The organism is Streptomyces sp. NPDC005262, from assembly GCF_042872425.1.
Taxonomy (GTDB): domain Bacteria; phylum Actinomycetota; class Actinomycetes; order Streptomycetales; family Streptomycetaceae; genus Streptomyces.
Map to the genome: position 1 here is coordinate 132653 of NZ_JBIAKK010000004.1, position 26780 is coordinate 159432.

Below are 26780 nucleotides of genomic sequence, written 5' to 3' on the forward strand. Positions count from 1 at the left end.
TGCCGACCGAAGAATTCGGCCGCGCTGAGTGCGGACAGCCGGGCGGCCGGTCGCCTAGATTGGCGTTGTGCAGGGCGGGCGCGCAGCCCGCCCCAGGAAACTGTGGACGATGCCAGGGGGGCGAACCCTCTCACAGGCATCAGGTGGAGGAGGCGCTGTGAGCAGCGACCCGTGGGGCCGCGTCGACGAGACGGGCACCGTGTACGTGCGTACGGCCGATGGCGAGCAGGTGGTCGGATCCTGGCAGGCCGGCTCGCCCGAGGAGGCTCTGGCCTACTTCGAGCGCAAGTACGAGGGCATCGTGGTCGAGATCGGCCTCCTCGAACGGCGGGTGAAGACCACCGACCTGTCGGCGAAGGACGCAACGACCGCCATCGAGCATCTGCGTCAGCAGGTCGACGAGCATCACGCGGTCGGTGACCTCGACGCGTTGCGCAAGCGCCTGGACGCGCTGGTCGCGACGGTCGAGTCCCGCCGCGAGGAGCGCAAGGTCCAGAAGGCGAAGCAGACCGACGAGGCGAAGCACGCCAAGGAGGCGCTGGTCGTCGAGGCCGAGGAGCTGGCGCAGAGCGAGCAGTGGCGCTCCGCGGGCGAGCGGCTGCGGGCGCTCGTCGACACGTGGAAGGGCCTGCCGCGGCTCGACCGCAAGTCGGACGACGAGCTGTGGCACCGCTTCTCGCACGCGCGTTCGGCGTTCTCCAAGCGCCGCAAGGCGCACTTCGCCTCGCTGGACGCCCAGCGCGAGGATGCCCGCAAGGCCAAGGAGAAGCTGGTCGTCGAGGCCGAGGCGCTGTCGGGTTCCACCGACTGGGGTGCGACGGCCGCGCGCTACCGCGATCTGATGACGGAGTGGAAGGCGGCGGGCCGCGCCCAGCGCGAGGCGGAGGACGATCTGTGGAACCGCTTCCGCGGTGCGCAGGACGTCTTCTTCGCCGCCCGCGGCGAGGTCTTCGCCGAGCGGGACGCGGAGCAGGGCGAGAACCTCAAGCTGAAGGAGGAGCTCGCGGTCGAGGCCGAGAAGCTGGTGCCGGTGAAGGACCTGAAGGCGGCCAGGGCCGCTTTCCGTGCCGTCAACGAGCGCTGGGAGGCCATCGGCCATGTGCCGCGTGACGCCCGCCCGAAGATCGAGGGGCGGATGCAGGCGGTGGAGCGGGCGCTCCAGGAGGCCGAGGAGTCCGAGTGGCGCCGGACGAACCCGGAGGCGCGTGCGCGCGCCGAGGGTCTGACCGGTCAGCTGCAGGCTGCCGTGGACAAGCTGCGTACGCAGATCGACACGGCGCGCGCCGCGGGCAACAACGCCCGGGCCGACAAGCTGGCCCGCGAGCTGGAGGGCCGCCAGGCGCTGCTGGACCAGGCACTGAAGGGCCTTGAGGAGTTCGGCGGCTGACCGAACACCGCACACAAGGAGGGGGCTCCCGCACGTCATGTGCGGGAGCCCCCTCCTTGTGTGCGTGGTGCGCCTATGGCCTGCGGGCCGAGGTCACGCGGTAGACGTCGTAGACGCCCTCCACGCCCCGTACGGCCTTCAGGACGTGTCCGAGGTGCTTCGGGTCGCCCATCTCGAAGGTGAAGCGTGAGGTGGCCACCCGGTCCCGCGAGGTCTGCACGGCCGCGGACAGAATGTTGACGTGCTGGTCGGACAGGACGCGTGTGACGTCCGAGAGCAGCCGCGACCGGTCCAGCGCCTCGACCTGGATGGCGACCAGGAAGACCGAGGACTGGGTGGGTGCCCATTCGACATCGAGGATCCGCTCCGGCTGCTGCGACAGCGAGTCGACGTTGACGCAGTCGGCACGGTGGACGGAGACACCACTGCCGCGGGTGACGAAGCCGATGATCGGGTCACCGGGGACAGGCGTACAGCAGCGGGCCAGTTTGACCCAGACGTCCTCGACGCCCTTGACGACGACACCCGGGTCGGCGTTGGAGCGTCGCTTGTGGCGGCTGCGGGACGGCGGCGAGCTCTCCGCGAGATCCTCGTTGGCGGCGTCCTCCCCGCCGAGCGCCTGCACAAGCTTCTGCACGACACCCGCGGCAGCGACATGGCCCTCGCCGATCGCCGCGTACAGCGACGAGATGTCGGGGTAGCGCATCTCATGGGCGAGTGTGACCAGCGAGTCGCCGGTCAGGATCCGCTGGATCGGCAGGTTCTGCTTGCGCATGGCGCGCGCGATGGAGTCCTTGCCCTGCTCGATCGCCTCGTCGCGGCGCTCCTTGGAGAACCAGGCGCGGATCTTGTTCCGGGCACGCGGCGACTTGACGAAGCCGAGCCAGTCCCGGGACGGTCCCGCGCCGGCCGCCTTGGAGGTGAAGACCTCCACCAGGTCACCGTTGTCGAGGGTCGATTCGAGCGGTACGAGCCGCCCGTTGACCCGTGCCCCTATGGTCCGGTGGCCGACCTCCGTGTGGACGGCGTACGCGAAGTCGACCGGTGTCGCACCCGCGGGGAGCGCTATGACGTCGCCCTTCGGCGTGAAGACGAAGACCTCGTTGCGGGAGAGGTCGAAGCGCAGGGAGTCCAGGAACTCGCTGGGGTCCTCGGTCTCCTTCTGCCAGTCCAGGAGCTGGCGCAGCCACGCCATGTCGTTGACGGTGTCCTGGCCGCGGCCGGTGTTCTTCGGTACGTCCGTACGGACCTTGGAGGCGCCCGCGACGGCCTCCTGCTTGTACTTCCAGTGCGCGGCGATGCCGTACTCGGCGCGGCGGTGCATGTCGAAGGTGCGGATCTGCAGCTCGACGGGCTTGCCGCTGGGACCGATCACCGTGGTGTGCAGCGACTGGTACATGTTGAACTTGGGCATCGCGATGTAGTCCTTGAACCGGCCGGGGACCGGATTCCATCGCGCGTGCACGGTGCCGAGTGCCGCATAACAGTCGCGAACGGTGTCGACGAGGACGCGGATGCCCACCAGGTCGTAGATCTCGGCGAAGTCCCGGCCCCGCACGATCATCTTCTGGTAGACGCTGTAGTAGTGCTTCGGGCGTCCGGTGACGGTTGCCTTGATCCGGGCGGCGCGCAGGTCGGCCTGGACCTCGTCGGTCACTATGGCGAGGTACTCGTCACGCTTCGGCGCCCGCTCGGCGACGAGACGGACGATCTCGTCGTACATCTTGGGGTAGAGGATCGCGAAGGCGAGGTCCTCCAGTTCCCACTTGATGGTGTTCATGCCCAGCCGGTGGGCCAGGGGCGCGTAGATCTCCAGGGTCTCGCGGGCCTTCTTCTCCTGCTTCTCCCGCTTGAGATAGCGCATGGTGCGCATATTGTGCAGCCGGTCGGCGAGCTTGATGACGAGGACCCGGGGGTCCTTGGCCATGGCGACGACCATCTTGCGTACGGTCTCGGCCTGTGCGGCCTCGCCGAACTTGACCTTGTCGAGCTTGGTCACGCCGTCGACGAGCAGCGCGACCTGGTCGCCGAAGTCGCGGCGCAGCGTGTCGAGGCCGTACTCGGTGTCCTCGACCGTGTCGTGCAGCAGGCCCGCCATCAGAGTCGCCGGGTCCATGCCGAGTTCGGCGAGGATCGTCGTGACGGCGAGCGGATGCGTGATGTACGGGTCGCCGCTCTTGCGCTTCTGTCCGCGGTGCCAGCGCTCGGCGACCTGGTAGGCGCGCTCGATCTGACGCAGCGTGGACGTCTCGATCTTGGGGTCGTTGCTGCGGACGGCACGCAGCAGCGGTTCGAGAACCGGGTTGTACGGGCTGGAGCGCTGTACCCCGAGCCGGGCGAGCCTGGCCCGTACCCGGTTGGAGGAGCCACCGGAACGAGCCACGGCGCCGGCCGGTGCCACAGGCTTCACGGCGGGCTTGGCCGGGGGCTTCGGGGCTGCCGGCGAGGCCGGGGCGGGCCGGTCGGCGGCGGACCCGTTCGCCTTGATGGGCGCCTGTGCCGGGCTGCGCACGGGTTCGGGGGCCGGGGGCTTCGGCTTCTCCTTCGCCGCGGGCTGCTTCTTCTCGGGCGTGGCTGGGACCGCCGCGGGCTTGTCGGGCTGCGGGGCGGCGACTGGCTGGGCCTCGTCTGGCAAGAGCACTCCTCGTGCGGATCCGGACACCCGGAAAGGCCATCGTATCGACCCTGCGGCCGGAGCTCCCCCGGGGACGGTGAGACCTTTGACAACGCGGGACGGGCACCCGGCTGTTCCCGGGTGCCCGTCCTGTGTCTGCGAGTGTGCCGTCGCGTACGGTCCGCTACCGCGAGCGACGCTCAGATCGTGATCAGAGCCTCCAGCGGGGCACCTTCGAGCCTCTGCTCCAGCCGGGCCCGGCCGGCGAGGAAGCCGAGCTCCATGAGGACCGCGACGCCCGCGACCTGGGCACCGGCCCGCCGGATCAGCTCCAGCGAGGCCTCGGCGGTGCCACCGGTGGCGAGGACGTCGTCGATGACCATGATCCGGTCGTCGGGAACGAGGTCCTCGGCGTGGATCTCGATCTCCGCGGTGCCGTACTCCAGCTCGTACGCCTGGCTGAGCGTGGCTCCGGGCAGCTTCCCGGCCTTGCGGACGGGTACGAAACCGAGCCCGGCCCGGACCGCGACCGGCGCGGCCAGGATGAAGCCGCGCGCCTCGAGACCGACGATCTTCGTGGCGCCGTGCCGGACACACAGCTCGGCGAGGGAGTCGGTGAGAGCCGTGAACGCCACCGGGTCCGCGAGCAGCGGGGTGATGTCCTTGAACATCACGCCCGGCTTCGGGTAGTCCGCCACATCACGGATCCGGCTGAGCAACAGTTCCCTGATGCTCTCGGTGGTGCTGGTCATCGCCGCTTCCCCGGGGTCCGGCCGTGGCCCCTGGGCTGCTGGCGCTGGCCGACCACCGCAGCGGTCGGCGCGGCGTCCACGGGGACATCGTCGTCGTCGTGCGACTGCTCGTCCTCGGCCGACTCGCCCTTGGCGGCGGCTGCCGCGCGCTTGGCGAGAATCCGCTTCTTCAGGGCCTTCATCTGCGGCTCGCGTTCCTTGAGGTCGGCGACCAGCGGGGTGGCGATGAAGATCGAGGAGTACGCACCGGCGGCGAGGCCGACGAAGAGCGACAGCGAGATGTCGTTCAGCATGCCGGCGCCGAGGACACCGCCACCGATGAACAGCAGACCGGCGACCGGCAGCAGCGCCACGACGGTCGTGTTGATGGAACGGACCAGCGTGCCGTTGATCGAGCGGTTGGCGATCTCGCTGTACGTCCAGCGGGTCTGCTTGGTGATCCCCTTCGTGCCCTCCTTGAGGCTGTCGAAGACGACGACCGTGTCGTACAACGAGTAACCGAGGATGGTCAGCAGACCGATCACGGTGCCCGGGGTGACCTCGAAGCCGACCAGGGCGTAGATACCCACCGTGATCGTGATGTCGTGGATCAGCGCGACCAGGGCCGCGATCGCCATCCGCCACTCGAAGGCGATGGCCAGGTAGATCACCACGAGGACCATGAAGACGCCGAGGCCGGTCCAGGCCTTGTTGGCGATCTGCTCACCCCAGCTGGGGCCGACCAGGTCGGCATTGATCTTCTCCTCGGGGACCTTGAGGTCCTTGGAGAGATCCGCCTTGATCGCGTCGGACTTCGCCAGGTCGACTTCGGTGATCTGAATGCGCAGACCGCCGTTGCCGAGCTTCTGGACGATCGCCTGGTGGCCGGAGGCGGAGACCGCGGACTCCTCCGCCTGGGCGACCGAGGCGCTGGTCGACGGAGTGGTGAAGACCGCGCCGCCCTTGAACTCGATCCCCATGTTGAGGCCGCTGACCGCCAGGGCGACGACAGCCGTGATGGTGATCAGGATCGAGATGCCGTACCAGATCTTGCGCTTGCCGATGAAGTCGTAACCGACCTCGCCGCGGTAGAGCCGGGAGCCGAGACTGCCGAGTCGCGACATCTCACGCCTCCTTCGGGTCGGTGGGGGCGTTTACACGACGCGTGCGGCGCAGCGGCGGCTTGGCGCCGAGCCGCTTCGGGTCCAGGCCGGACCACGGGTGACCGCTGGAGAAGAACTTCGTGCGGGCCATCAGCGTCATGACGGGCTTGGTGAAGAGGAACACCACGACGACGTCGAGCAGGGTGGTGAGACCCAGCGTGAAGGCGAAGCCCTGGACCTTGCCGACGGTGACGATGAAGAGCACCGCGGCGGCGAGGAACGACACGAAGTCGGAGACCAGGATGGTGCGCCGGGCGCGCGGCCAGGCACGCTCGACGGCCGGACGCAAGGTGCGGCCCTCGCGGATCTCGTCCCGGATGCGTTCGAAGTACACGATGAACGAGTCCGCGGTGATACCGATCGCCACGATGGCGCCACAGACCGCGGGGAGGTTCAGCGCGAAGCCGATGGCCGGGCCGAGCAGCGACATGAGCGTGTAGGTCAGGATGCCGGAGACCATCAGGCTCAGGAGCGCGATGAGCGCGAGGCCACGGTAGTAGGCCACCAGGTAGATGACGACCAGGGCCAGACCGATCGCACCGGCGATCAGGCCCGCCTGGAGCTGCTCACCGCCGAGCGCGGCGGTGACGGTGGTGACCGTGTCCTCGTCGAAGGACAGCGGGAGCGCACCGTACGACAGCACGTTCGCCAGGTCCTGGGCGGACTGCTGGGTGAAGCTGCCGGAGATCTCGGCGCTGCCGCTGAGCGTCTCGTTCACCTGGGGCGCGGAGACGACCTCGCCGTCGAGCGCGATGGCGAACTGGTTCATCGGCGACTGCTGCTGCGACAGCTTGGAGGTGATCTGCTGGAACTTCTTCGAACCCTTGTCGGTGAAGTCCATCTGCACGATCCACATGCCGCGCTGCTGGTCGATCGTGGCCTTGGCGCTGTCCACGTCCGTACCGGAGACCTCGGCCGGGCCGAGGACGTACTTGGCGTCACCCTCGGAGCTGCACGCGATCGTGGTGTCGGTGGGCTTCGCGTTGGCACCGGCCTTCGCACGGCCGGCCTTGGTGGAGCAGTCCAGCGCGGCGAACCGCTTCTGGAGCTCGGCGGTGGCCGGGTCGACCGAGGCCGAAGGGCTCGCGGATGCCTTCGGCGTCCCGGAGGTGCTGGCGCTGGGGCTGGGCGACGTGTCCTTCGTCAGGGCACCGGTGACCGCACGGCCCTGGGTGGTGGCGCCGGACGAGGGGGTGGCCTTCGAACCGGAGGCCGTCTCCTTGTCGCTGGGCGAGGCGCTCGGCTTGGCCGAACCGGATGCCGAGGGGCTGGCCGTGTCGGTGGGCGCGGCCTGGCCTGCGGTTACGGTGAGCACGGGCCGGAAGTAGAGCTGGGCGGTCGTACCGACCTGTTCCCGGGCCTGCTTCGAGTTCGTCCCCTTGGGGATGTTGACGATGATGTTGTCCCGGCCCTGGGTCTGGACCTCGGCCTCCGAGACACCCAGACCATTGACACGGCGTTCGATGATGCTGACCGCGGTGTCCATGTTGGTCGGGTTGATCGCGTCGGGCTTGCCGGGCTGGCTCTTCGCCTTGAGCGTGATCGACGTGCCGCCCGCCAGGTCGATACCCAGCCGAGGCGTGGTGTGACCGGACAAGAACATCCCGCCGGCGAGCGCGACCATGGCGATCAGGATCAGAGCCAGGGCACGCCCCGGCCTGCCCTGGCCGCCGGACGACCCTCGGCCCTTCTTCGGTGCTGCCACCTTCTCGTTTCTCCCTGTCCAACCGCCCCGCGCCGGGTACGCGCCCGAGCGGCCACGAAGTGTTGTGGGGACCTGCCCCCGCAGAAGACCGCACGTTCCGGGGGATGCCGGACGCCGGTAGGCTCACAGCATCCCCCGGGTCATGCCCTACTTCGCGTCGGCCTCGCCGTCGGCCTTCTCATCGGCCTTGACATCCTTCGGCTCGGCCTCGTCGGCATCGGCCTTCTTGCCCAGGTCGATCTTGGCATCGGCCGAGGAGTCCTCGTCCGCGTCGGCCTCGACGGGCGCGTCGGCGTCGGCCGCCTCGGTCAGCGAGGAGGCGTCGTCCGGCACGATCGCGCCGTCGATGTCGTCGCCGTCGCCGTGGACGATCCGGTTGTACTCCGCGTCGTCGAGGACGGCGCCGATGGCGTTCTTGGCGTAGATGGCGTGGACGCCGGGGGCGACCTCAAGGACAACCGTGTCGTCGTGCAGCTCCTTGACGGTGGCGTACATGCCCCCGATCGTCCGGACGCCGGTGCCGGGCTGCATCTCATTGCGCATCTGCGCGGCGGCAGCCTGCTTCTTCTTGGCGGACCGGGTCATCAGGAACATGGCCCCGATGAGCACGATGAAGGGGAGGAGAGTCACGGGATTCACGGGACGAGTTTCCTTCGCACGACCGCGCTGAAATGCGGCCTGATCTACGGGGGTGGGTACGCCGCCCTGTACGGACGGCATCGGCGGAGTCTAAGCGAGTCCGCATCGATGGAACAACGCCCAGCATGGCACCGTGGTTCCTGATGTGGGGCAACCTGTGACGCATCACGCCCCAAAAAGACCCTGTTGTCCTTTTCCACCCTGGGACGGGGGGACGAGACCCAGATGGGTCCAGGCTGCCGGGGTGGCGACCCGGCCCCTCGGCGTCCTGGCCAGCAGCCCTTCCCGTACCAGGAAGGGCTCTGCGACCTCCTCCACCGTCTCGCGCTCCTCCCCCACGGCCACGGCGAGGGTGGACAGGCCGACCGGGCCGCCGCCGAAGAGCTTCAGCAGCGCGCCGAGCACCGCCCGGTCCAGCCGGTCCAGACCCCTGGCGTCGACCTCGTACACCCTGAGGGCCGCAGCGGCGACGGTGCGGTCGATCCGGCCGTCCGCCTTGACCTGGGCGTAGTCACGGACGCGGCGCAGCAGGCGGTTGGCGATACGGGGCGTGCCGCGGGAACGGCCGGCGATCTCGGCGGCGCCGTCGGCGTCTATCGCGACGTCGAGGAGGCGGGCCGAGCGGTGGACGACTCGTTCCAGTTCGGCGGGGGCGTAGAACTCCATGTGGCCCGTGAAGCCGAAGCGGTCGCGCAGCGGGGGCGGCAGGAGTCCGGCCCTGGTGGTGGCACCGACCAGGGTGAAGGGCGGCAGCTCCAGCGGGATGGCGGTGGCACCGGGGCCCTTGCCGACGATGACGTCGACCCGGAAGTCCTCCATCGCCATGTAGAGCATCTCTTCGGCGGGCCGTGACATGCGGTGGATCTCGTCGAGGAAGAGGACCTCGCCCTCCTGGAGGGAGGAGAGGATCGCGGCGAGGTCGCCCGCGTGCTGGATGGCGGGACCGGAGGTGATCCGGATCGGGGCGCCCATCTCGGCGGCGATGATCATGGAGAGGGTGGTCTTGCCGAGGCCGGGGGCACCGGAGAGCAGGACGTGGTCGGCGGTGGCGCCACGGGCGAGGGCCGCCTTCAGGACCAGGTCGAGCTGTTCGCGCACCTTCTCCTGGCCGACGAACTCGTCGAGGTCCTTCGGCCGCAGGGCGGCTTCGACCGCGGTGTCCTCGCCGTCCGCGCCTGCGTCGACGAGGCGCTCGTCGAGCCGCTCGTCGGTGTCGGGTCCGGTGTCGTCCCAGTTCATTCGGTCAGTCCCGCCTCGGGTGTTTCGGTGCCGGGCCGTGCGATGCCCGTGCGTCGGGGTGCCGCGTCCGGTCAGCGTGCGCGGTTGAGGGTCTGCAGTGCGGCGCGCAGCAGCTGCGGTACGGGCGGCTGGGCGCCCTCGGCGAGGGCGGCCTCGGCCTGCGGGGCGACGGCGGAGACCGCTTCGTCGGCCTCACGGCTCGCGTAGCCGAGGCCGATCAGGGCGGCATGCAGCTGGTCGCGCCAGGAAGAGGCGACGGCGGTGCCGATCCCTTGCCGGCCGATGTGGGCGCCGACGGGTTCGCCGAGCCTGTCCTTCAGCTCGAGGAGGAGTTTCTGCGCCCCCTTCTTGCCGATGCCGGGGACAGCGGTGAGCGCCTTCTCGTCTCCGGCGGAGACGGCGAGGCGCAGGGCGTCCGGGCTGTGCACGGCCAGCATCGCCTGGGCGAGCCTCGGGCCGACGCCGCTGGCGGTCTGCAGGAGCTCGAAGACCTGCCGCTGGTCGTCGTCGGCGAAGCCGTAGAGCGTCAGCGAGTCCTCCCGCACGACGAGCGAGGTCGCCAGCCTGGCCTCCTGACCGATCCGCAGGTCGGCGAGGGTGTGGGGGCTGCACTGGACGGCCATGCCGATGCCACCGACCTCGATCACGGCCGTGGTCGGGGCGAGTGCGGCGACGGGGCCGCTGACGAAGGCGATCATCGGGGGACCTTCCGGACGGGAACTGCGGGGTTACGGGGAACGCGCGGGGTGCGGGCCGCCGCGGCGGCCGCATGCGCCTGCTGGAGGCGGTTGACGGCCGGCGCCCGCCATATGTGACAGATGGCCAGGGCCAGCGCGTCGGCGGCGTCGGCCGGCTTCGGCGGTGCGTCGAGCCTCAGCAGCCGGGTGACCATCGCGCCGACCTGCGCCTTGTCCGCGCGGCCGCTGCCGGTGACGGCGGCCTTGACCTCACTGGGTGTGTGCAGGGCGACCGGGATGCCGCGGCGGGAGGCGCAGAGCATGGCTACCGCACTGGCCTGCGCGGTGCCCATCACCGTACGGACGTTGTGCTGGCTGAACACCCGCTCCACGGCGACGAATTCGGGACGGTGCTCGTCGAGCCACTCCTCGATGCCTCGCTCGATGGCGACCAGCCGGTGGCCGAGCTCCGCATCGGCCGGGGTGCGCACGACACCGACCCCGAGCATCGTCAGCGGGCGGCCCGCGACCCCTTCGACGACGCCGACGCCGCACCGGGTCAGCCCCGGGTCCACGCCCAGTACCCGCATGAAGCGCCCCCTCTGCCGATCGGTCAACTGTTCCCGCAGGCTATCGGCTTGCACTGACAATGCGACGGGCCGACGGGGTGTGTCCCCGCCGGCCCGTGCTGAAGGCTGTGCCGAGTGCGCCTCAGGCGTCGACCTTCTCCATGACCTCGTCCGAGACGTCGAAGTTGGCGAAGACGTTCTGCACGTCGTCGCTGTCCTCCAGCGCGTCGATCAGCTTGAAGATCTTGCGTGCGCCTTCCTCGTCCAACTCGACCTGCATGGTGGGCAGGAAGTTGGCCTCGGCGGAGTCGTAGTCGATGCCGGCCTGCTGGAGCGCGGTACGGACCGCGACCATGTCGGTGGCCTCACTGACGACCTCGTAGGACTCACCGAGGTCGTTGACCTCCTCGGCGCCCGCGTCGAGCACCGCACCGAGGACGTCGTCCTCGGTCAGCTCGCCCTTGGGGACGATGACGACGCCCTTGCGGTTGAAGAGGTACGAGACCGAACCCGGGTCGGCCATCGAACCGCCGTTGCGGGTCATCGCGACCCGTACGTCGGAGGCGGCACGGTTGCGGTTGTCGGTGAGGCACTCGATGAGCACCGCGACACCGTTCGGGCCGTAACCCTCGTACATGATCGTCTGGTAGTCGACGCCACCCGCTTCGAGACCGCCACCGCGCTTGACCGCGGAGTCGATGTTCTTGTTCGGGACGGAGCTCTTCTTGGCCTTCTGGATCGCATCGACGAGGGTCGGGTTGCCCTCGGGGTCCACACCGCCGGTGCGGGCCGCGACCTCGATGTTCTTGATCAGCTTCGCGAAGAGCTTGCCGCGCTTGGCGTCAATCACGGCCTTCTTGTGCTTCGTCGTAGCCCATTTAGAGTGGCCGGACATCTGCCTGTCTCCTTCGCGTCACCAGTTTCTTAACGAACCCGAGAGATCCTACCGGGATCGAGTCAGCGGACTGCGCGCACCATGTCGACGAAGAGTGCGTGAACTCGGTGGTCCCCGGTCAGTTCCGGGTGAAATGACGTCGCCAGGGCGTTTCCCTGCCGTACGGCGACGATGTGACCACCGTGCTCGGCCACGACCTGGGCCTGTGCGCCGACCGACTCCACCCAGGGGGCCCGGATGAAGACGCCCTCGACCGGACCGCCTTCGATTCCGGTGACCTCGACGGCCGCTTCGAAGGACTCGTTCTGCCGCCCGAAGGCGTTACGGCGCACGATCATGTCGATGCCGCCGACGGTCTCCTGGCCCGAGCGCGGGTCGAGGATCTTGTCGGCCAGCAGGATCATTCCCGCGCAGGTGCCGTAGACCGGCATTCCGGCGCGTACCCGCTCGCGCAGCGGTTCCAGCATGCCGAACAGGACGGCCAGCTTGGACATGGTGGTGGACTCGCCGCCGGGTATGACGAGACCGTCCACCTCGGCCAGCTCCTCGGGGCGCCGGATCGGCCTGGCCAGGGCATCGGCCGAGGCCAGGGCGATCAGGTGCTCCCGTACGTCGCCCTGAAGAGCCAGGACTCCGATCACAGGGGTGTCGCTCATCAGTGACTACCAGCCGCGGTTGGCGTAGCGCTCGGTCTCGGGCAGCGTGTCGCAGTTGATGCCGACCATGGCCTCGCCCAGGTTGCGGGAGGCATCCGCGATGATCTTCGGGTCGTCGTAGAAGGTGGTGGCCTTCACGATGGCGGCGGCGCGCTTGGCCGGGTCACCGGACTTGAAGATGCCGGAGCCGACGAAGACGCCCTCGGCACCGAGCTGGCGCATCAGCGCGGCGTCGGCCGGGGTGGCGACGCCACCGGCGGAGAACAGGACGACGGGCAGCTTGCCGAGCTCGGCGACCTCCTTGACCAGCTCGTACGGGGCGCGGAGCTCCTTGGCCGCGGCATACAGCTCGTTGTTGTCGTAGCCGCGCAGCCGGGCGATCTCGTTCTTGATCTGGCGCAGGTGGCGGACCGCCTCGACGACGTTGCCCGTGCCGGCCTCGCCCTTCGAGCGGATCATGGCCGCACCCTCGGCGATGCGGCGCAGCGCTTCGCCCAGGTTGGTGGCGCCGCAGACGAACGGCGTGGTGAAAGCGAACTTGTCGCTGTGGTTGACCTCGTCGGCCGGGGTGAGGACCTCGGACTCGTCGATGTAGTCGACGCCGAGGGACTGCAGGACCTGCGCCTCGACGAAGTGGCCGATGCGCGACTTCGCCATCACCGGGATGGAGACGGCCTCGATGATCTCTTCGATCATGTTCGGGTCGGACATCCGGGCCACGCCGCCGTCCTTGCGGATGTCGGCGGGCACCCGCTCGAGCGCCATGACGGCCACGGCGCCCGCGTCCTCGGCGATCTTCGCCTGCTCGGCGTTGACGACGTCCATGATCACGCCACCCTTGAGCTGCTCGGCCATGCCGCGCTTGACGCGCGCGGTGCCGGTCGCCGGGGAGTCGGTGGACTGCGGGGTGGTGGGAAGCGTGGACACGGATCGACCTCACTCGGAGAAAAAGATGCTGATGGTGCTCGTTGGTGCTCTGCCGAGCAAACTCCTCGGAACCAGTCCACAGCAAGGGCCAATGCCAGGCCGGTGGATCGTTTTGGCGGCGTACGGCCGCGTACGGGATGAACGGCGTGCCTTGCGCCGGGGAGAGGAGCGCGCCCCGATCGGCGCGTGGCGGTCCGGTGCGGGACGTACAGGGGGGCGAGGCGGCCGCGTAAGGGCCCGCCCGGCGGCCGTTCACCTGTCAGCTGACCGGACGGTCCGCCAGTGCGACCGGCGGCTCGTCGTCCATCTCGAAGGCCAAGGGGAACGGTGCGTGTCCGGCCAGCCGGAACCAGCGCACCGTGCGGTGCCTGCGCAGCGCACGCGCCGCGCGCACCGCGTCGTTGTGGAACCGCCGCGCCATCGGGACCCGTCGCACGGCTGCGGCCAGCTCCGACGCGGCCTCCTCGCCGCCGGGGATCTCCTTCACGGCCTCCACCTGGGCCGACTCGCCGAACACCGCCCGCAACGCGGTGCTGAGCTCGCTCTCCGCGACCTCACGGTGCTCCTCCTCCGACTGCCGGGCCGCGTGCGCGGCCTCGTACAGGACGATCGACGCGGCGGGGTCGAGGACACCGGACGTGGCCAGTTCCTGGGTGACCGAGGCACGGCGCAGCAGTTGTGCGTCGAGGGCGGCGCGGGCGGCGTCGATCCGCGTGTGCAGTCGGTCCAGCCGTCCGGCGGTCCAGCTGAGGTACAGGCCGATCGCGACGATCGCGACGGCGATCCAGATGAGGGTTTCGGTCACGGGCGGCAAGGCTACCGTCGGCCGCGCGCACCCCGGCCCTCCGGCCCGAGTCCCCGCCCGGGAAGCAGCCGCGGACCCCGCTCCTCGATCCCGGTCCTCGATCGCGCCGGTCGGGCCCGGGAGGGACGGCGCCGAGATGCCCGGGCGTGAGGTCCACCGCCCCGAGGCGTGCCGCACGAAACCCGGACCGCCGCGGGCCGGCCGGCCCGGAACAGGTGCGTCCGGCCTCAGGGGCGGGCCAGCCCGAACCGGGCCCGCAGGCCCGTGCGTTCGTCCGTCGCCACCGATGCTGCCCCGTCCGTCACCGTCTCGTACACCGCGAGGATGTCCGCCGCCACCGTCGACCAGTCGAACCGCCGAACATGCGCGCTGCCCCGTTCGCTCAGCTCCGCGCGCCGCGCAGGATCGCCGAGCAGCCGGATCGCCGCCGCCGCCAGGGCGTCCGCGTCCTCGTTGGCGAACAGCTCGCCCGCCGTGCCCAGGTCCAGCACCTGGGCGAACGCATCCAGATCGCTGGCGAGGACCGGTGCGCCCGCCGACATCGCCTCGACCAGAATGATCCCGAAGCTCTCGCCGCCCGTGTTGGGGGCCACGTACACGTCGACACTGCGCAGCAGCCGTGCCTTGTCCTCGTCGCTCACCATGCCGAGGAATTCGACGCGCTCGCGCATCTCCTCCGGCAGCGAGGCGACGGCCTCCTCCTCGTCGCCCCGGCCCGCCACCAGCAGCCTGGTGTCCGGGCGGGCGGCGAGGATCGCGGGCAGTGCCCTCATCAGGACGGGCAGACCCTTGCGCGGCTCGTCGATGCGCCCGATGAAGCCGATCGTCCCGCCCTGCCATTCGGGCTTGGGCTCGACCTTGTCGAAGAAGCCGACATCGACCCCGTTCGGAATGACCACCGCGTCACCGCCGAGGTGCTCGACCAGGGTCCGGCGCGCGTACTCGCTCACCGCGATGCGCGCGCTGATCTTCTCCAGCGCGGGCTGCAGGATCGGGTACGCGGCGATCATCGCCCGGGAGCGCGGGTTGGAGGTGTGGAACGTGGCGACGATCGGCCCCTGCGCGGCCCAGCAGGTGAGCAGCCCCAGCGACGGCGAGGTGGGCTCATGGATGTGGATCACGTCGAAGGTGCCGTCGTGCAGCCAGCGGCGCACCCGCGCAGCGGAGAGGAATCCGAAGTTCAGCCGGGCGACGGAGCCGTTGTACGGGACGGGCACGGCCCGGCCTGCGGACACCACGTACGGGGGCAGCGGCGTCTCGTCGTCGGCGGGGGCCAGCACCGACACCTGGTGGCCGAGGCGGATCAGGTGCTCGGCCAGGTCGCGGATATGGAACTGCACACCGCCCGGTACGTCCCAGGAGTACGGGCAGACGATGCCGATCTTCACGGCTGCTCCTCCCTGGGTTCGAGGTCGGCGAGCCAGAGCCGCTGCAGCATGTGCCAGTCCTCCGGGTGTTCCGCGATTCCGGTGGCGAAGGCATCGGCCAGCGCCTGTGTCATCACAGACGTCTTCTCGGTACGCGTACCTGACTCGGGTACCTCGACGGCCGGGTGGACCCGCGCCTTCATCACCGGGGTCCCGTCGTACCGGAGGGTCACGGGCAGCAGCAGCGCACCGGTCTGCTGGGCCAGCAGAGCGGGGCCGGCGGGCATCCGTGCCGTGTCGCCGAAGAACGTCACCTCGACACCGGATGCGGACAGATCGCGGTCGGAGACCAGACAGACCAGGCCGCCGTCGCGCAGTCGCCGTGCCAGGGTGCCGAAGGCGGACCCGCCGGTGTGCGGCAGGACCTCCATGCCGAGCCCCTCACGGTAGGCGACGAACCGGTCGTACAGCGATTCGGGCTTCAGCCGTTCCGCGACCGTGGTGAAGGGCACCTTCATGTCGGTGGTGACCCAGGCCCCGGCCAGGTCCCAGTTGGCCAGGTGCGGCAGGGCGAGGATGACACCGCGTCCGGCGTCGAGACCCTCGGTCAGCCGGTGGGCGTCCGACACGTCTATGCCGGCCTTGATCCGCTCCGGACTCCACGTGGGGAGACGGAACGACTCCATCCAGTAGCGCATGTACGAGCGCATCCCGGCCTTGGAGAGCTCGGCGAGGCGAGCCGGGCTCGCGTCCGGCACCACCCTCGCCAGGTTCGACTCCAGCCGCAGCACACTCTTGCCACGTCGCTTCCACACCTGGTCGGCGAGGGTACGGAAGAGGGCCTGCGCGACCGGTTCGGGGAGCTTCTTCACCGCGCCCCAGCCGAGCCCGTACAGACCGTCGGTCAGCCGGTCCTTCAGCCCTGGCTTCGACTCCCCCGGAGTGCCGCTCACTGTGCGGCCTCGCTCCCCCGGTCCGCCGCCGCGGCGGCGGCGTCGGCCTCCGCGGACTCGCGGCGCACGGTAACCACCCGCTGCACGAGCGTCACCAGACTGCCGACGGCGACGATCCACAGCGCGATCGGCAGCAGGATGTCGATCCCCGGCACGCCGAACTTGTGGAGCCCGGCCAGCCCGGCCGCCACCAGCGAGATCACCAGCCGCTCGGCACGCTCGACCAGACCGTTGACCGCGACCGGCAGGCCGATCGATTCGCCGCGGGCCTTCGTGTACGAGACCACCTGGCCGCTCGCCAGGCAGAAGATCGCCACGGCGCACAGCACGTTGTCGTCGCCGTTGCCCGCGTACCAGAGCGCGAACCCGCCGAAGATCGCCCCGTCGGCGACCCGGTCCAGCGTCGAGTCCAGGAACGCTCCCCAGCGGCTGGAGATACCGGCCTGCCGGGCCATGTTCCCGTCGACGAGGTCGGAGAAGACGAAGATCGTGATGACGATCGTGCCCCAGAAGAACTCACCCATGGGGAAGAAGACCAGCGCACCTGCCATCACTCCGGCCGTACCGATGAGCGTGACCGCGTCAGGGCTCACGCCGAGACGGAGCAGCAGTGCGGCGAACGGTGTGAGGACACGCGTAAAAAATGCACGCGCGTACTTGTTCAGCATGGCCTTCCCGAGGGGTCGGTGGGCCGTGCGGCCCCTTCGGCCACCGGCTGGCCCATCGTAGTCACCCGTGCAGGGGTCCATCCTCCGGGCACCCGTCCAGGTGCGTCGGCGTACGACGTATGGACGCAAGCCGACCTGAGTGGAAAGCTCGAATTACCGCGGGCGTCGCCGAAGCCGCCGCGGCGGCTCCCCGTGCCCGCGCCCCTCATCTCCCCTCAACGCGCCAGGCAAGCTCCCCGCACAGCGCACTCCACCGGGAGGCACATCATGGGCGACAAGGCACACGCACACACCGGGGCCGCCGGCAGAGCAGCAACGGCCGACCGGCCCTCCGCCATACGGAATGTGGTACTGGTCGGCCACAGCGGTTCAGGCAAGACCACCCTCGTGGAAGCCCTCGCACAGACCGCCGGAGCGGTCAACCGGGCCGGCCGGGTCGAAGACGGCGGGACGATCTCCGACTACGACGAGATCGAACACCGCCAGCAACGCTCCGTACAGCTCTCCTTGGTCCCGGTCGAATGGGGCGGGTACAAGATCAATCTGTTGGACACCCCCGGATACGCCGACTTCGTCGGGGAACTCAGGGCCGGTCTGCGGGCAGCGGACGCGGCCCTCTTCGTCGTCTCGGCCGCCCAGGAGGCCGACGCCGTGGTGGGCACCACCCGCGCCGTGTGGGAGGAGTGCGCCGCCGTCGGCATGCCGCGCGCGATCGTCGTCACCCACCTGGACACCGCGCGTACCTCCTTCGACGGGATGACCCGGGTCTGCGGAGAGATCTTCGGCGGTGACGATCCCGACGCCGTGCTGCCGCTCTATCTCCCTGTGCTCGGCACCGAGGGCCCGGACGGGCACGCCCCGCTGACCGGACTCACCGGACTCCTCTCGCAGCGGATCTTCGACTACTCCAGCGGCGAGCGGGAGGCGACCCCGCCCGCCGACGACCAGCAGACACCGCTCCAGGACGCCCGCAGCCGGCTGATCGAAGGGATCATCGCCGAGAGCGAGGACGAGACCCTCATGGACCGCTACCTCGGCGGCGAGGACATCGACATCAAGACCCTCATCGACGACCTGGAGCGCGCCGTCGCCCGCGGCACCTTCCACCCCGTCCTCACCGCGGCACCGGCCACCGACGGCGCCCGCCAGGGCATCGGCACCGTCGAACTCCTCGACCTGATCACGGGCGGCTTCCCGACGCCGCTGGAGCGCCCGCTGCCCGCCGTCACCACCCCGCAGGGCGCCCTGCGCCCCGCCCCCGCCTGCGACCCCCAGGGACCGCTGGTCGCCGAGGTGGTCAAGACGGCCTCCGACCCGTATGTCGGACGCGTCTCGCTCGTCCGTGTCTTCTCCGGCACCCTGCGCCCCGACGAAACCGTCCACGTCCTCGGCCACGGCCTCACCGATCCCGGCCACGAACCCCGCCCCTTCCATGACGCGGAGGTCCGGGTCGGCGCGCTCTCCGCCCCCTTCGGCAAGCAGCAGCGCGCCCTGACCAGCTGCATCGCCGGGGATCTGGCCTGCGTCGCCAAACTGGGCAGCGCCGAGACCGGGGACACCCTCTCGGCCCCGGAGGATCCGCTGCTGATGGAGCCCTGGAGCATGCCCGATCCACTGCTGCCGCTCGCCATCGAGGCACACAGCAAGGCGGACGAGGACAAGCTCTCCCAGGGGCTCGCACGGCTCGTCGCCGAGGACCCGACCATGCGCCTCGAACAGAACCCGGACACGCATCAGGTGGTCCTGTGGTGCCTCGGCGAAGCCCATCAGGACGTGGCCCTGGACCGGCTGCGCACGCGGTACGGGGTCCAGGTCGACGCCGTACCGCACCGGGTCCCCCTGCGCGAGACGTTCGCCGGCGCTTCGACCGGCCGCGGCCGGCACGTCAAGCAGTCCGGCGGTCACGGCCAGTACGCCATCTGCGAGATCGACGTGGAGCCGCTGCCCCCGGGTTCGGGCATCGAATTCGTCGACAAGGTGGTCGGTGGCGCGGTACCGCGCCAGTTCATCCCCTCCGTGGAGAAGGGGGTACGCGCCCAGGCGGCCCGCGGAGTGGCGGCCGGCCACCCCCTGGTCGACGTCCGGATCACCCTGCGGGACGGGAAGGCGCACTCCGTGGACTCGTCCGACGCCGCGTTCCAGGCCGCAGGCGCACTGGCGCTTCGGGAGGCGGCCGCGGACACCCGTATCCAGCTCCTCGAACCCGTCTCCGAAGTCCAGGTCCTGATCCCCGACGGCTACGTGGGGCCGGTGATGAGCGATCTGTCGGGGCGGCGCGGGCGGGTGGTCGGCACCGAGCAGTCGGGGCAGGGACGCACCCTCGTACGGGCCGAAGTGCCGGAGCTGGAGATCGGCCGGTACGCGGTCGACCTGCGCTCGCTGTCACACGGCACCGGCCGCTTCGACCGGTCGTACGCCCGGCACGAAGCGATGCCCCCACAGCTCGCGGACCGCATCCGCGAAGAGCAGGAAAACGCATCAAACGGGACATAATTGACAGCGCTGCCCGTCCTTGTCCACAAGGACGGGCAGCGCCTTGATCCGGACGATACGCTGTGATCCCAGCTCAGAAGGTGTGCCGGGCGCGGCAGTTGGGAAGGCCGCAGGAGCAGATCCTTGGTGGCAAGTGGGGGCGACAGTGGCCAACGACGGATTCGATTTCTCTCCCGGAGCGCAGATCCCGCTCCAGGGGGCGGCCGGACAGGCGGTGGCGACGAACGCCCTGGCCTCCGCCGCATACCGCGACAGCCCGGTGGAAGACATCCTCAAGGCCGACAGCGAGTGGCACAAGTCCAAGATCGAGGAGGGTCGCTCCAAGCTCTTCAAGAGCAAGTACTTCGCCCCCAACCTCGGCGAGGCCTTCTCCCGCGCCGTGCAGGAACGCATGCTGGGCGGCGCCCGCAAGGCCCTCATCCAGTCCTTCGGCACCGACCCGCAGACCGTGGTCGAGCACTGCCTGTCCGCGACCCGGCTCCGCAAGGCCCGGGACACCAAACTGACCTTGGTCACCGTGCTCTTCGGCTTCCTCTTCCTGCCCGGACTGCTCCTGTGGGTGCTTGCGTTCCGCCTCCGCGACGGTCTGGGCGCCACCAAGGACAAGGCCCTCAGCGCCCTCGGTACCCTCCTGCTCCCCCTCATCGGCATCGCGGCCCTTTTCTTCCTGATCGAACTGCCCGCCACCGGACTCCTCGCGCTGTATCTGCGCGCGATGATCGTCGCCCCGGTCATCGGCTGGCTGATCGCCAAACGGATCGCCGAGACGTCGGCCAGGGACATGCGCGCGCGCTGGGAGGGGCTGCTCTCCGGCGGCGGTGTCATCGCCAAGATCCCCGAGGCGGTACCGAAAAATCCGAACGAGACCGCCCGCGAGGCGCTCCGCCAGGGCCTGGAGAAGCTGGCGGCCGAGCAGCAGTCCAACTCCGTCTTCTACGCCGGCCCCAAGGGCATCCTCGGCATGGGGACCCGCTGGGGCAGCTGGCAGCTGGCCGAGGAGCTCGTCTCCAAGGATCCCGGCAAGGAATTCCACCAGTTCCGCAGCTGGGACCTCATCCGCGTCATCCACGACCAGCTCAAGATGCTGGAACGCGGCCCGCTGCACACCGGCGGCTTCCCCACTCCGTCGGTCACGCACTGGATCGTCTCGCCCGTCGGTGAGAATGCCGACGAGGTCTCCCGCCCGGCCGGCGAGGACGTGGCCACCTTCCAGATCAAGCCGCACGAGATACAGCGGATCTGCAACCACCAGCAGTTCGGCAGCGGCGACCGGCACTACCTGGGTGTCCAGTTCACCCTCTGGGACGGCCAGCTGGTGATCACCATGATGATCACTGTCACGGTGCTCCACGAAACGCTGCGGATCGAGGTCACCGGGCACGCGCTGGGCCCCGTCCACTCGCTCTTCACGAGCAAGCCGAAGGCCAAGGAGAAGACCGTCAACAAGACGGTCAGGTTCTGGGAGACCCGCAAGGTCATGCTCCCGCTGGTGGAGTCCAAGGAGGTCGTCCGCCTGGCCCTGCGCGCCCCCTTCACCTGGTACCCGCCGCTGCTCGACCACCTGGGCGGCAAGATCACCCTCCCGGAGCCGTTCGGCCTGCGCCATGCCTGGGCCGAGAAGCCGTGGCGCCACCGCTTCATGGCGGACGACGCGATCCGCGCCGCCACCCCCGTCCTGCGGGCCGTGCACAGCGCGGCGCTCCGCGTCCTCGACGAGAACGGCGTCGACACGGAGCGCTTCGACAACCGCTCCATGATTCTCAGCGGTTTCGTGCAGGATCCGACGCCGAAGAAGGCCGACGTGTACGACGCCTAGAGACCCGATGCGTACGACGCACGGACACGCGGCGAATACGCGTGTGGGGCGCCCCGGACCACTCCGGGGCGCCCCACACGTACCGCTCGGGCTCAGGCCGCCGGCCAGGCGTCGGCCAGCATCTTCCGGGTGTCGGCCAGCAGCTGCGGCAGCACCTTCGTATGACCCACCACCGGCATGAAATTCGTGTCGCCACCCCAGCGGGGCACCAGGTGCTGATGCAGATGGGCGGCGATGCCCGCGCCCGCCACCGCTCCCTGGTTCATCCCGATGTTGAAGCCGTGCGCCCCCGAAGCCGTCCGCAGCGCCGACATGGCGCGCTTGGTGAAGTCGGCCAGCTCAAGCGTCTCCGGACCGTCCAGCTCCGTGTAGTCGGCGACGTGCCGATACGGCACCACCATGAGGTGGCCGCCGTTGTACGGATACAGATTGAGCACGGCGTACACCTTCTCGCCGCGCGCCACGACGAGTCCGTCCTCGTCCGACTTGGCCGGGATCGCACAGAACGGACAGCCGTCGCCGGCCTCCGGGCCGGTCGGCTTGTTCTCACCCTGGATGTACGCCATCCGGTGAGGCGTCCACAGGCGCTGGAACGCGTCGGGCGTTCCCACTCCGATCTGCTGCTCCGGCTCAGTCGTCATGCCGATCAGCATATTGCTTCACTCCCGCCGAGCGTGTCGCCGGGGCCGCACCGGTCGGCGGACGGCGATGCTGAGGCGATGAGCGACCAGCCCACGGACTCCACCCCTCTGCGGTTCAGTCGCTGGGAGGAGCGCACGGAAGTACCGCTCTTCGTCGCGTCGCTGGTCTTCCTCCTCGGGTACGCGGGCCGGGTCCTCGCCCCCCACGACGCCGAGCCCTGGCACGACCTCGGCCTGATCCTGGTCGGTTGCACCTGGCTGATCTTCGCGGTGGACTTCGCCGTACGGATCCGGCTCAGCGGCCAGGGCCTGCGATTCCTGCACACCCACTGGCTGGACACGGTGGTGCTGGTGCTTCCTCTGCTCCGGCCGCTGCGCCTGATCCGGCTCTACACGGCCCTCCAGCGGCGGAGGGAGCAGCCACGGCTGAGTCTGTACGCCCGGGTGATCGCCTACTCCGGTATGACCGCCCTGCTGCTCGGATTCTCGGCCGCGCTGGCCGTGTACCACCAGGAGCACGATGCTCCGGGCGCCACGATCCTTACGTTCGGCGACGCGGTGTGGTGGGCGTGCGAAACGCTCACCACGGTGGGGTACGGCGACGCGGTTCCGGTCACGGCGGGCGGCCGGACCGTCGCGGCGGGGCTGATGATCTGCGGTCTGGCGCTGCTGGGCGCAGTGACGGGTTCGTTCTCGTCGTGGCTGGTCCAGGTGTTCACCCGGGAGGACGAGAAGGGGCCCACGCAGCGCTAGCCGCGCTGGTGGGCCCCTGAAGTCTCCCGGCGGTCAGACCTGGACGCGGTCCTCGACGGCCTTCTGGATCTTGGCGATGGCCTCGTCGACCGGGATGCCGTTCTCCTGCGATCCGTCGCGGTAGCGGAAGGAGACGGCGCCGTTGGCCATGTCCTCGTCACCCGCGATGATCATGAAGGGCACCTTGGCCTTCTGCTGGTTGCGGATCTTCTTCTGCATGCGGTCGGACGAGGCGTCCACCTCGACCCGCAGCCCCTTCTTCCTGGCCGCCGACGCGAACTCCTGGAGGTACGGGATGTGCGCGTCGCCGATCGGGATGCCGACCGCCTGGACCGGGGCCAGCCACACCGGGAACGCACCCGCGTAGTGCTCCAGCAGCACGGCGAAGAACCGCTCGATGGAGCCGAACAGGGCGCGGTGGATCATGACCGGGCGCTGCTTGGTCCCGTCGGGGCCGGTGTACTCCAGGTCGAAGCGCTCCGGCAGGTTGAAGTCGAGCTGCACGGTCGACATCTGCCAGGTGCGGCCGATGGCGTCCTTGGACTGGACCGAGATCTTCGGGCCGTAGAACGCGGCGCCGCCCGGGTCGGGAACCAGGGGAAGGCCCTGCTTCTCGGCGACCTGGCGCAGCGTCTCGGTGGCCTCGTCCCAGATCTCGTCCGAGCCGACGAACTTCTCCGGGTCCTTGGTGGAGAGCTCCAGGTAGAAGTCGGTCAGACCGTAGTCGCGCAGCAGGTTCAGGACGAAGGTGAGCGTCTTGTCGAGCTCCTCCGCCATCTGCTCCTTGGTGCAGTAGATGTGCGCGTCGTCCTGCGTGAAACCGCGCGAGCGGGTCAGGCCGTGCACCACACCCGACTTCTCGTAGCGGTACACCGTGCCGAACTCGAAGAGACGCAGCGGAAGTTCACGGTAGGAGCGGCCGCGCGCGTCGAAGATCAGGTTGTGCATGGGGCAGTTCATCGGCTTGAGGTAGTAGTCCACCCCGTCGTCGAGCTGCATGGGGGGGTACATGCCTTCGGCGTACCAGTCCAGGTGGCCGGACTTCTCGAAGAGCTTGCCCTTGGTGGCGTGCGGCGAGTAGACGAACTCGTAGCCCTCCTCCTCGTGCCGCTTGCGCGAGTAGTCCTCCATGGCCCGGCGGACGATGCCGCCCTTGGGGTGGAAGACGGCGAGGCCGGGGCCGATCTCGTCGGGGAAGGAGAAGAGGTCCAGCTCGTTGCCCAGCTTGCGGTGGTCGCGCTTGGCGGCCTCCTCCAGGAACTCCAGGTGCGCCTTGAGCTCGTCCTTGGTGGGCCAGGCGGTGCCGTAGATGCGCTGGAGCATCGGGTTCTTCTCGCTGCCCCGCCAGTACGCCGCGGCGTTCCGCATCAGCTTGAACGCCGGGATGTTCCGGGTGGTCGGCAGGTGCGGACCACGGCAGAGGTCCTTCCAGCACAGGTCACCGGTCTTGGCGTCCAGGTTGTCGTAGATGGTCAGCTCGCCGCCGCCGACCTCGACATCCGCGCCGTCGTCCTTGGAGGCGGCACCTTTGATGCCGATGAGCTCCAGTTTGTACGGCTCGTCGGCCAGCTCCTCGCGGGCGGCCTCGTCGGTGACGACCCGGCGGGAGAACCGCTGCCCCCGCTTCTGGATCTCCTGCATCTTCTTCTCGATGGCCTTGAGGTCCTCGGGCGTGAACGGCTTCTCGACGTCGAAGTCGTAGTAGAAGCCGTCCTTGACCGGCGGGCCGATGCCGAGCTTGGCCTCGGGGAAGAGCTCCTGCACCGCCTGCGCCATGACGTGCGCGGTGGAGTGCCGGAGGATGTTCAGGCCGTCCTCGGAGGAGATCTCGACGGGCTCGACGACCTCACCGTCGGCGACGACGTACGCGAGGTCCTTCAGCTCACCGGCGACCCGGGCGGCGACGACGGTGCGCTCGCCGGGGAAGAGCTCAGCAGCCGTAGTGCCCGTCGTCACCACGCGCTCTTCCCGCTCGGAATCGCGTTGGATGATCACACGGACGTCTGACACCGGTCTCTCCTGACTGAAGGGGGGTGCGCGCCCTGTTCCACCGCGCACGCAAGACGAATCGTACCGAGCCGATGGCCCCCTTAGCGAAAGGGTTCGCTCCGGCCGCCCGCATGCCCGGCGCGGTGCGCCTATTCGCCCGTGCAGGCCTCCTCGAAGAAGTCGAGGTTCTCCTGGAGCGATTTCATCAGCCGGTCCCGTTCCGCCTCGTCGACCTGTACGGGTACCACCTGCGAGGCCCTGGTCAGCCGCCGGAAGCCGTCCCGGCTCTCCAGCCGCCCCTCCACCCGGATCGGGAGCCCGACGAGGTGGGCGTGCCCGGCTATCCGGTACGCCTCCTCGTCGAGCTCCAGCCGTACGTGCGGGACCTCGGCACCCGCCAGGACCCGCAGCCGGACGATTCCGGCGCCGCGCGGTCCCGAGCGGCGCATCCGGACGACAGCCCCGGTGATCCGTACGTTGACGGCGGGTTCGTCCTCGATGTAGCGGGCGCCGGCCAGCCGCAGGGCGGGCAGGTCGCCGGGTGAGAACTCGACCGGTTCGGGGCGGGCCGGGCAGCCTTCGGGGGTTCCCGCGGCGGGCGCCCAGGCGAGGGAGATCCTCGTCCCCTCCGAGCCGCGGACGAGAGCGATGACGGCCTGGGTCAGCTCCCGGCTGACACCGGCCTCGACAGCGCCGTCGAAGGCTTCCATTCCCCCGGTGGCGCGCTGGAAGTCGATGGCCTCCCGCGTGGCGTGCAGGGCGTGGTAGAGCCGTACGGATACGGCGCGGCCCGGTTCGACGGGGAGATACGCGGTGAGATCGCGGCCACCCGGCGCGGGCCCGACGAGGATACCTTCGAGCGAGGCCAGGGCCCTGCGGCGGTGGCGTGCGCCGTGGAAGCCGGTGCGCCCCCGCACGGCGAGCGCCCCGGCGAGAAGGATCTGCCGGGCCGCGGCGCGCAGCTGTTCGGCGCCGCTCCAGCTGGCGGCTCCGGCGGCGCCCGCTGCTCCGAGCGCACCGTCGGGGACGTCGCGCCACCAGCGGATCTCGTCGCTGGGCACGGCGAGGGAGACCAGAACGTCACGGGCTGAGGGTGCGGCGCTCCGGGCGAGCGCGGTGAGTGCCTCGGCGAGGAGGTCCTCGCTGTCGGGGAAGGCCGTGGTGTCGGGCACGAGCAGGCTCGTACCGCCGCCGGAGGGTGCCGCGGTTCCCGGCGGGGTCCATCGGCTGTACCGTCCGGCCGAGCCGCCGCGGCGACGCCAGCCGTGCCGGTCCAGCAGGGCACCGAGGACCGCGGGGTCGACGCGGGCGGGATCGGGGAGGTCCCCGACGGGCGGCAGCGCGGTGGGCCAGTGGCTCACCGTCTCGCTGGGGTGTGGTCGCGTGCCCGACGGCATCGTTGCGTCGACGGGCTCGTCCATCGGCCGGTGCATCAGGGTCTCCCTCCCGCCCCGACCCGCGTCATGATGTCGCAGAGCGCGCGGTCGTCGAATATGCGCGTGGTCGGGATCCGCACAGTGGTCCTGTGCCGGCCTGTCACCGCGTGGCCGGCCAGGTTGGTCCAGTAACAGCAGTGCCGCAGGTCGAGCCGGTCGTGACCGGCCCGCAGCCAGTCGTCCTGGCTGCGGGGCACAACCATCACGACCAGGATCTTGTGCACCGACACGGGCGTCCGGGCGAGCTTCACGAGGTGGGCGTTGTCCAGCGTGAAGGCGAACGTCGGTCCGGATGGGTGCGGTGGTATCTGATAGGTGCATTTCAGCTGCACCTTTATGGTCACCTCGTCGTCGACGAGGTGACCGGGGGCGCCGTGGCTGACATGCCAGTCGATGCCGTTGTCGGGGAAGGGTTGCGACAGGGAGCACCCCGCCGCGGCCGCGACCGCGTGCAAGTAGCCCACCTGGAGGGTCTCCATGCAGGCGGTGGTGGCGAGTGTGCCGCGCAGCGGAGCGATCTGCTGGGGCAACAGCCCTCCCCCGTAGCCTTCGGCACGGGAGGGGCCCCCTGATTCGGGCTGCGCGAGCGCCATGGCTCCGTATGCCTTCCGGGCTGTGCCGTTCGGTTTGTTCGGTTGGTGAGTCCTCGGGGCAACT

General features: G+C 69.7%; 23 protein-coding genes. 4 read left to right on the forward strand and 19 right to left on the reverse strand.

Features of this window, described 5'->3' with window-relative positions; genetic code table 11:
• Positions 1 to 157: 157 nt before the first annotated feature.
• Positions 158 to 1387, forward strand: a complete 1230-nt coding sequence (locus ACFYP5_RS13685) for a DUF349 domain-containing protein (RefSeq protein ID WP_389034699.1) — start codon at positions 158 to 160, stop codon at positions 1385 to 1387.
• A gap of 73 nt (positions 1388 to 1460) precedes the next feature.
• On the opposite strand, the gene ACFYP5_RS13690 is transcribed toward ACFYP5_RS13685, so the two are convergent.
• The 15 genes from ACFYP5_RS13690 to pgsA all read right to left on the reverse strand — a co-directional run bounded on the left by ACFYP5_RS13690 (position 1461) and on the right by pgsA (position 16995).
• Positions 1461 to 4022, reverse strand: coding sequence for a RelA/SpoT family protein (locus tag ACFYP5_RS13690; RefSeq protein WP_389034702.1), 2562 nt, complete (start codon positions 4020 to 4022; stop codon positions 1461 to 1463).
• 179 nt (positions 4023 to 4201) lie between these two features.
• Positions 4202 to 4753 carry an adenine phosphoribosyltransferase gene (locus ACFYP5_RS13695; RefSeq protein ID WP_389034704.1) on the reverse strand — a complete coding sequence of 184 codons (552 nt, stop codon included), beginning with the start codon at positions 4751 to 4753 and terminating at the stop codon, positions 4202 to 4204.
• On the reverse strand, positions 4750 to 5856 hold the full coding sequence (secF, locus tag ACFYP5_RS13700; protein WP_389034707.1) for a protein translocase subunit SecF: 1107 nt from the start codon (positions 5854 to 5856) through the stop codon (positions 4750 to 4752). The genes ACFYP5_RS13695 and secF overlap by 4 nt, the downstream gene beginning before the upstream one ends.
• A 1-nt stretch (position 5857) precedes the next feature.
• Positions 5858 to 7600 (reverse strand): protein translocase subunit SecD, encoded by a 1743-nt coding sequence (gene secD, locus ACFYP5_RS13705; RefSeq protein ID WP_389034709.1) that lies wholly within the window; start codon positions 7598 to 7600, stop codon positions 5858 to 5860.
• A 147-nt stretch (positions 7601 to 7747) separates the two neighbouring features.
• Positions 7748 to 8239: a preprotein translocase subunit YajC gene (gene yajC / locus ACFYP5_RS13710; RefSeq protein WP_389034711.1), complete on the reverse strand. Its 492-nt coding sequence runs from the start codon at positions 8237 to 8239 to the stop codon at positions 7748 to 7750.
• A gap of 165 nt (positions 8240 to 8404) precedes the next feature.
• On the reverse strand, positions 8405 to 9478 hold the full coding sequence (gene ruvB, locus ACFYP5_RS13715) for a Holliday junction branch migration DNA helicase RuvB (protein ID WP_356663842.1): 1074 nt from the start codon (positions 9476 to 9478) through the stop codon (positions 8405 to 8407).
• A 71-nt stretch (positions 9479 to 9549) separates the two neighbouring features.
• Positions 9550 to 10176: a Holliday junction branch migration protein RuvA gene (gene ruvA / locus ACFYP5_RS13720; RefSeq protein WP_389034714.1), complete on the reverse strand. Its 627-nt coding sequence runs from the start codon at positions 10174 to 10176 to the stop codon at positions 9550 to 9552.
• Positions 10173 to 10745 carry a crossover junction endodeoxyribonuclease RuvC gene (ruvC, locus tag ACFYP5_RS13725; protein WP_389034718.1) on the reverse strand — a complete coding sequence of 191 codons (573 nt, stop codon included), beginning with the start codon at positions 10743 to 10745 and terminating at the stop codon, positions 10173 to 10175. The genes ruvA and ruvC overlap by 4 nt, the downstream gene beginning before the upstream one ends.
• A 121-nt stretch (positions 10746 to 10866) precedes the next feature.
• Entirely contained in the window at positions 10867 to 11619 is a 753-nt protein-coding gene (locus tag ACFYP5_RS13730) for a YebC/PmpR family DNA-binding transcriptional regulator (RefSeq protein WP_030918812.1), read from the reverse strand.
• 62 nt (positions 11620 to 11681) lie between these two features.
• A complete protein-coding gene (gene pdxT / locus ACFYP5_RS13735; protein ID WP_376259289.1) occupies positions 11682 to 12275 on the reverse strand; it encodes a pyridoxal 5'-phosphate synthase glutaminase subunit PdxT in 594 nt (197 codons plus the stop codon).
• Positions 12276 to 12281: 6 nt separating this feature from the next.
• Positions 12282 to 13202 (reverse strand): pyridoxal 5'-phosphate synthase lyase subunit PdxS, encoded by a 921-nt coding sequence (gene pdxS / locus ACFYP5_RS13740; protein ID WP_030968722.1) that lies wholly within the window; start codon positions 13200 to 13202, stop codon positions 12282 to 12284.
• A gap of 259 nt (positions 13203 to 13461) precedes the next feature.
• Entirely contained in the window at positions 13462 to 14007 is a 546-nt protein-coding gene (locus ACFYP5_RS13745) for a hypothetical protein (protein WP_376259292.1), read from the reverse strand.
• Between the two features lie 227 nt (positions 14008 to 14234).
• Positions 14235 to 15395 (reverse strand): glycosyltransferase family 4 protein, encoded by a 1161-nt coding sequence (locus tag ACFYP5_RS13750; protein ID WP_389034721.1) that lies wholly within the window; start codon positions 15393 to 15395, stop codon positions 14235 to 14237.
• Positions 15392 to 16327: a phosphatidylinositol mannoside acyltransferase gene (locus ACFYP5_RS13755; RefSeq protein WP_389034723.1), complete on the reverse strand. Its 936-nt coding sequence runs from the start codon at positions 16325 to 16327 to the stop codon at positions 15392 to 15394. Before ACFYP5_RS13755 ends, ACFYP5_RS13750 begins: the two co-directional genes overlap by 4 nt.
• Positions 16324 to 16995, reverse strand: coding sequence for a phosphatidylinositol phosphate synthase (gene pgsA, locus ACFYP5_RS13760; RefSeq protein ID WP_267006184.1), 672 nt, complete (start codon positions 16993 to 16995; stop codon positions 16324 to 16326). The genes ACFYP5_RS13755 and pgsA overlap by 4 nt, the downstream gene beginning before the upstream one ends.
• A gap of 267 nt (positions 16996 to 17262) precedes the next feature.
• On the opposite strand from pgsA, the gene ACFYP5_RS13765 reads away from it, so the two are divergent.
• Positions 17263 to 19488, forward strand: coding sequence for an elongation factor G-like protein EF-G2 (locus ACFYP5_RS13765; RefSeq protein WP_389034725.1), 2226 nt, complete (start codon positions 17263 to 17265; stop codon positions 19486 to 19488).
• Between the two features lie 145 nt (positions 19489 to 19633).
• The gene (locus tag ACFYP5_RS13770; protein WP_389034728.1) at positions 19634 to 21304 is read left to right on the forward strand and encodes a hypothetical protein; all 1671 of its coding nucleotides are present in this window, start codon (positions 19634 to 19636) and stop codon (positions 21302 to 21304) included.
• 92 nt (positions 21305 to 21396) lie between these two features.
• Here the strand turns inward: ACFYP5_RS13770 and ACFYP5_RS13775 are convergent, their stop codons facing one another.
• Positions 21397 to 21957: an HIT domain-containing protein gene (locus tag ACFYP5_RS13775; protein WP_267006182.1), complete on the reverse strand. Its 561-nt coding sequence runs from the start codon at positions 21955 to 21957 to the stop codon at positions 21397 to 21399.
• A gap of 66 nt (positions 21958 to 22023) precedes the next feature.
• Here ACFYP5_RS13775 and ACFYP5_RS13780 point away from each other — a divergent pair, with 66 nt between their 5' ends.
• Positions 22024 to 22698 carry a potassium channel family protein gene (locus ACFYP5_RS13780; RefSeq protein ID WP_389034731.1) on the forward strand — a complete coding sequence of 225 codons (675 nt, stop codon included), beginning with the start codon at positions 22024 to 22026 and terminating at the stop codon, positions 22696 to 22698.
• Positions 22699 to 22731: 33 nt separating this feature from the next.
• Here ACFYP5_RS13780 and thrS read toward each other — a convergent pair whose 3' ends face one another.
• The 3 genes from thrS to ACFYP5_RS13795 all read right to left on the reverse strand — a co-directional run bounded on the left by thrS (position 22732) and on the right by ACFYP5_RS13795 (position 26716).
• Positions 22732 to 24708, reverse strand: a complete 1977-nt coding sequence (thrS, locus tag ACFYP5_RS13785; protein WP_389034733.1) for a threonine--tRNA ligase — start codon at positions 24706 to 24708, stop codon at positions 22732 to 22734.
• 128 nt (positions 24709 to 24836) lie between these two features.
• Positions 24837 to 26120 (reverse strand): hypothetical protein, encoded by a 1284-nt coding sequence (locus ACFYP5_RS13790; RefSeq protein ID WP_389034736.1) that lies wholly within the window; start codon positions 26118 to 26120, stop codon positions 24837 to 24839.
• A complete protein-coding gene (locus ACFYP5_RS13795; RefSeq protein ID WP_389034738.1) occupies positions 26120 to 26716 on the reverse strand; it encodes a DUF4365 domain-containing protein in 597 nt (198 codons plus the stop codon). Before ACFYP5_RS13795 ends, ACFYP5_RS13790 begins: the two co-directional genes overlap by 1 nt.
• Positions 26717 to 26780: the final 64 nt, after the last annotated feature.